At 58.8% G+C, this 4484-nt stretch carries 4 protein-coding genes; all 4 read left to right on the top strand.

Going from position 1 to position 4484, the window contains the following annotated elements; genetic code table 11:
• Nucleotides 1–278 precede the first annotated feature (278 nt).
• The gene (gene tig, locus VL688_03940) at nucleotides 279–1574 is read left to right on the top strand and encodes a trigger factor (protein HTL47198.1); all 1296 of its coding nucleotides are present in this window, start codon (nucleotides 279–281) and stop codon (nucleotides 1572–1574) included.
• Between the two features lie 39 nt (nucleotides 1575–1613).
• Nucleotides 1614–2222, top strand: coding sequence for an ATP-dependent Clp endopeptidase proteolytic subunit ClpP (gene clpP / locus VL688_03935; protein HTL47197.1), 609 nt, complete (start codon nucleotides 1614–1616; stop codon nucleotides 2220–2222).
• Complete coding sequence (locus VL688_03930) at nucleotides 2219–3331, top strand: alanine--glyoxylate aminotransferase family protein (protein HTL47196.1); 1113 nt, start codon at nucleotides 2219–2221, stop codon at nucleotides 3329–3331. Before clpP ends, VL688_03930 begins: the two co-directional genes overlap by 4 nt.
• A 52-nt stretch (nucleotides 3332–3383) precedes the next feature.
• Nucleotides 3384–4484, top strand: a 1101-nt coding sequence (gene serA / locus VL688_03925; protein HTL47195.1) for a phosphoglycerate dehydrogenase, incomplete at its 3' end; no start/stop codon positions are given.

Raw genomic sequence — 4484 nt, 5'->3', positions numbered from 1 at the left:
TCCACTCGCTCCATTTTGTTTTTTCTTATCAGGAGTGGAGGGAATCGAACAGGAGCGGCCGAGCTCCAAATCGATGGAGCCGCGCAAGCGGCGACCTCCTTCTCGGCCGCGGACGTCGACCGGAGGCGGAAGCCAAAGGCTGGAGCCGAAGGCGATCGATTCCCGGTAACCTGATAATGTTAAGATCACTCTAGTTTCGTGTCGCTCTCATCCACTGCTTCCGAATGAGACCCGCGGACCCCCGGATTTTTCATTTCAAGATTTAAAAGGAGACGATTGTGGCTTTAAAAGTGTCTGTGAAGGACGGAAAGTCCTGCGAAAAAATTCTCAAGATCGAAGTGGGCAAGGAAGAGATCTCCCAGGAATTCGACGCCTGTTTCCAGGCGATGATTCCCAATGCCAAGATTCCCGGCTTTCGCCCCGGCAAGGCGCCCAAGAACGTCGTGGCGCTCCATTACCGCGACGCGGCGCGCGAACAGGTGGTCAAGAACCTGCTGAACGATTCCTACCACAAGGCGGTCCAGGACAAATCCCTGGAGCCGGTCGGCTATCCTGAAATCAAAGACATCAAGTTCGACGACAACAGCCTCAGCTTCGAGGCGGCGGTCGAAGTGCGTCCGAAGATCAAACTGAACAAGGTCAAGGGCCTCTCCGCGCCGAAGCAGAAGCCCGAGTCCGCGGAAAAAGAATTGGAAGACAGCCTGAAGCGCATCCAGGAATCGCTCGCGCAGTACAAGGCCGTGGAAGACAGGCCCGCGGCCATGGGCGATTTCGTGATCGCGGATTACGTGTGCTGGGTCGACGGCAAGGAAGTCGAAAAGCGCGCGGGCGACTGGTTCGAGCTCAAGGAAGAGGAATTCCTCAAAGGTTTTTCCAAGCAGCTCGCCGGTTCGAAAAGCGGCGACGAGAAAGAAGTGAAAATCCAGTTTCCGGCGGACATGGGCCGCAAGGACCTTGCCGGCAAAGAAGCGGCGTTCAAGGTCTCGGTGAAAGAGATCAAACAGAAAATTCTTCCGGAAATGAATGACGACCTCGCGCGCGAAGCCGGGGAATTCACGTCCTTCGAAGACCTCAAGGAAAAAATCCGCAAAGACATTGTGACCCAGAAGGAACGGGAAGCGGAATCGGCGTACGAAAAAGTGCTGCTGCAGGAAATGATCGAGAAGAACAAGCTCGATCTTCCGCCGCGCCTTGTGGAAAGGCGCATCGCGTCTTTGCTGGACCAGGCGATCCACAAGCATTCCGGCGAGCATAATCACGGCGACGACCACGATCACGAGCACCCGGAAATTCCGGAAGAGGAAAAGAATAAAATGCGCGAGACCCTCCGTCCCGAGGCCGAGCGCCAGCTTCAGATCGCGTTTCTTCTCGACGAGATCGCCACGAAGGAAAACATCACCGTTTCCGAAGAGGACCTCAAAAAGCATTTCGCAAAAGTGGCGGAACGCTTCAAGCAGCCCGTGGACGCGGTGGAGAAGTATTATAATGGTAGTCCCGAAGCGCTGGATTCGGTAAGGGACCAGCTGCGCAACGAAAAAACGATCGATTTCATCAAACAGAACGCGAAGCAATAGGGCTTCATTCCTCGGAATGACGGTCCAAAGGAGGATTCGATGAGCGGCTATTTGGTACCTATGGTTGTGGAGCAGAGCGGCCGGGGCGAGAGGGCGTACGACATTTATTCCCGCCTCCTGAAAGACAGAATCGTTTTCATCGGCACCCCCATTGACGACACGATCGCCAACCTTGTCATCGCGCAGATGCTTTTTCTGCAGATGGAAGACGCGGAAAAGGACATCAACCTCTACATCAATTCCCCGGGCGGATCCGTCACCGCGGGCCTGGGCATTTACGACACGATGCAGTTCGTGAAATGCGACGTGGCGACTTACTGCCTCGGCCAGTGCGCCAGCATGGGCGCGCTTCTTCTGACCGCCGGCGCCAAGGGCAAGCGTCACTGCCTTCCGAATTCCCGCGTCATGATCCACCAGCCGTGGGGCGGCGCTCAGGGCTCGGCTTCGGATATTTCGATCCAGGCCAAGGAAATCCTGAAGCTCAAGGAACAGCTCAACCAGATCATGGCGTATCATACGGGCCAGCCGCTCGAAGTCATCGAGCGCGACACGGACCGTGATAATTTCAAATCTCCCGAAGAAGCGAGGGCCTACGGACTCGTGGACGACGTCATCAACCACAAGGCCGCATTAGGCCAGAAAAAATGACCTCGCGCTCCTTGCTGCTGACTCCCGGACCGGTTCCCATTCCGGAACCGGTTAGGGAGGTCCTGGCAGAACCCATCTTTCATCACCGCACGCCCCGGTTCCGGAAAATCATGCTCGTCGTGTCGGAGCGCCTGCGCAAAGTCTTCCGCACGGAGTGTCCGGTCTATACGATCGCGGGTTCGGGAAGCTCGGGCATGGAAGCGGCCGTCGCGAATTTCCATTCCGAAGGGGACGCGGTGCTTGTCCTGGACACGGGAAAATTCGGCGAGCGTTTTGCCGAAATCGCCCAGGCGTACGGGCTCCGGCCCATTGTGGTGAAATCCGAATGGGGCCAGTCTGTCGACGTGGAAGCCGTGCGGACGCTGCTCATCCAGAATCCCGGCATCAAATCCGTTTTCGCGCAGCTTTGCGAGACCTCGACCGGCGTCGTGAACGACATCGAGGCGCTCGGTAAAATCGTGCGCCAGACTCCGGCGCTTCTCATCGTGGACGCGATCGCGGGGCTTTGCGCCGACCGTCTGGAAACGGACGCGTGGGGCGTGGACGTCGTGATCGCGGGGTCGCAGAAAGCCATGATGCTGCCTCCGGGGCTCGCGTTCATCAGCGAGAGCGCCAAGGCCAAAAAGCGCAGGGAGGAAGCGAGACTGCCGCGTTATTATTTCGACCTGGCGCGCTACGAAAAAAGTCTTGCCGCGGGCGACACGCCTTTCACTCCGGCGACGGGCCTTGTGTGCGCGGCCGAAAAGGCTCTGGAGCTCATCCTTGCCGAGAAGCTCGAAAACATCTGGTGGCGCTGCCGCAAGCTCGGGGAATATTCCCGCGAGCGGCTCACAGGCCTGGGCCTGCGGCCTTTTGCGAAGTCGCCGTCTTCGGCGCTTACCGCCGCTCTTTTTCCGCGGGGCGCGGACGGCTCGAAGGTCCTCGAAATCTTGCGTGAAGAAAAGAACGTGACGTTTGCCGGCGGGCAGGATGCGCTGAAAGGCCGTCTTCTGCGCGCGGCGCACATGGGTTCCATTACCCGGCAGGATCTGGAAGAAGGTTTCCAGGCGCTGGAAGAAGTGCTTGCCGGAACCAGGAGTGATCAACTTGTCAGCACCAGCCCTTACTGAAAAGCAAAAGAAGGCGGTAAAGCCTTCCCAAGGCAACGAACAGGAAAAGACCATGTCCCAAGCCAATGCGAAATTCAAAATTCTGATCGCGGATCCTCTCGGAAAGGGCGGGCTCGAGATCCTGAAGAAAGAAAAATCCTTCGAAGTCGAAGAGCACGTGGGGCTCAAGCCCGAAGAGCTCAAGAAAATCATCTCGCGTTATGACGCGATCATCATCCGCAGCGGCACGCGCCTGACCAAAGACGTGCTCGAATCCGCGGGCAAGCTGCGCGTCATCGGCCGCGCCGGCGTGGGCGTCGACAACGTCGATCTGCCCGAAGCCACCAAGCGCGGCATCATCGTGATGAATACGCCCGAGGGCAACACGATTTCCACGGCGGAGCATACGTTTTCGATGCTGATGGCGCTTGCGCGCAACATCCCGCAGGCTTACAAGTCGGTCGGCAGCGGCAAATGGGACCGCAAGAGCTTCACCGGCACGCAGCTCATGGGCAAGGTGCTCGGCGTCGTCGGCTTCGGCCGCATCGGCCGGGAAGTGGCCAAGCGCGGAGCCGCGTTCGGCATGAAGATCGTGACGTTCGATCCTTTCATCTCCAAGGCCAGCGTGAAGGAATATCCCGTGGAATTCATGGACCTGAAAAGCCTCCTGAAAGTGGCGGACTTCATCACGCTGCACACGCCGCTGACGCCGGAAACGCGCAACATCCTGAATGAAGAGACGCTGAAGCTCTGCAAAAAAGGCGTGAAGATCGTCAACTGCGCGCGCGGAGGAATCCTCGACGAAATGGCGCTCGACAAGGCCGTGGAATCCGGCCAGGTTTCGGGCGTGGCGCTGGACGTCTTCGAAGAAGAGCCGCCCGCGGCCGATCATCCGCTGCTCAAGCGTCCTCAGGTCATCGTGACGCCGCACCTCGGTGCGGCCACGAACGAAGCGCAGGAGAACGTGGCGGTCGACGTGACGCTGCAGGTGATCGACGCGCTTCTCGGCCGCGCGATCAAGAACGCGGTCAACCTCCCGAACCTCGACCCGGAAACGCTGAAAGCCGCGCGGCCCTGGATCACGGTCGCGGAAAAAATCGCCCAGATCCCGGCCCAGCTTTTCACCGGCAGCCTCAAGCGGGTGACGATCCGTCTCGGCGGCGAGCCCGCGCGT

The sequence above is a fragment of the Verrucomicrobiia bacterium genome (genome assembly GCA_035495615.1).
Classification (GTDB): Bacteria; Omnitrophota; Omnitrophia; order Omnitrophales; family Aquincolibacteriaceae; genus DATJFP01.
This window is presented reverse-complemented; position numbering and strand designations above follow the sequence as displayed.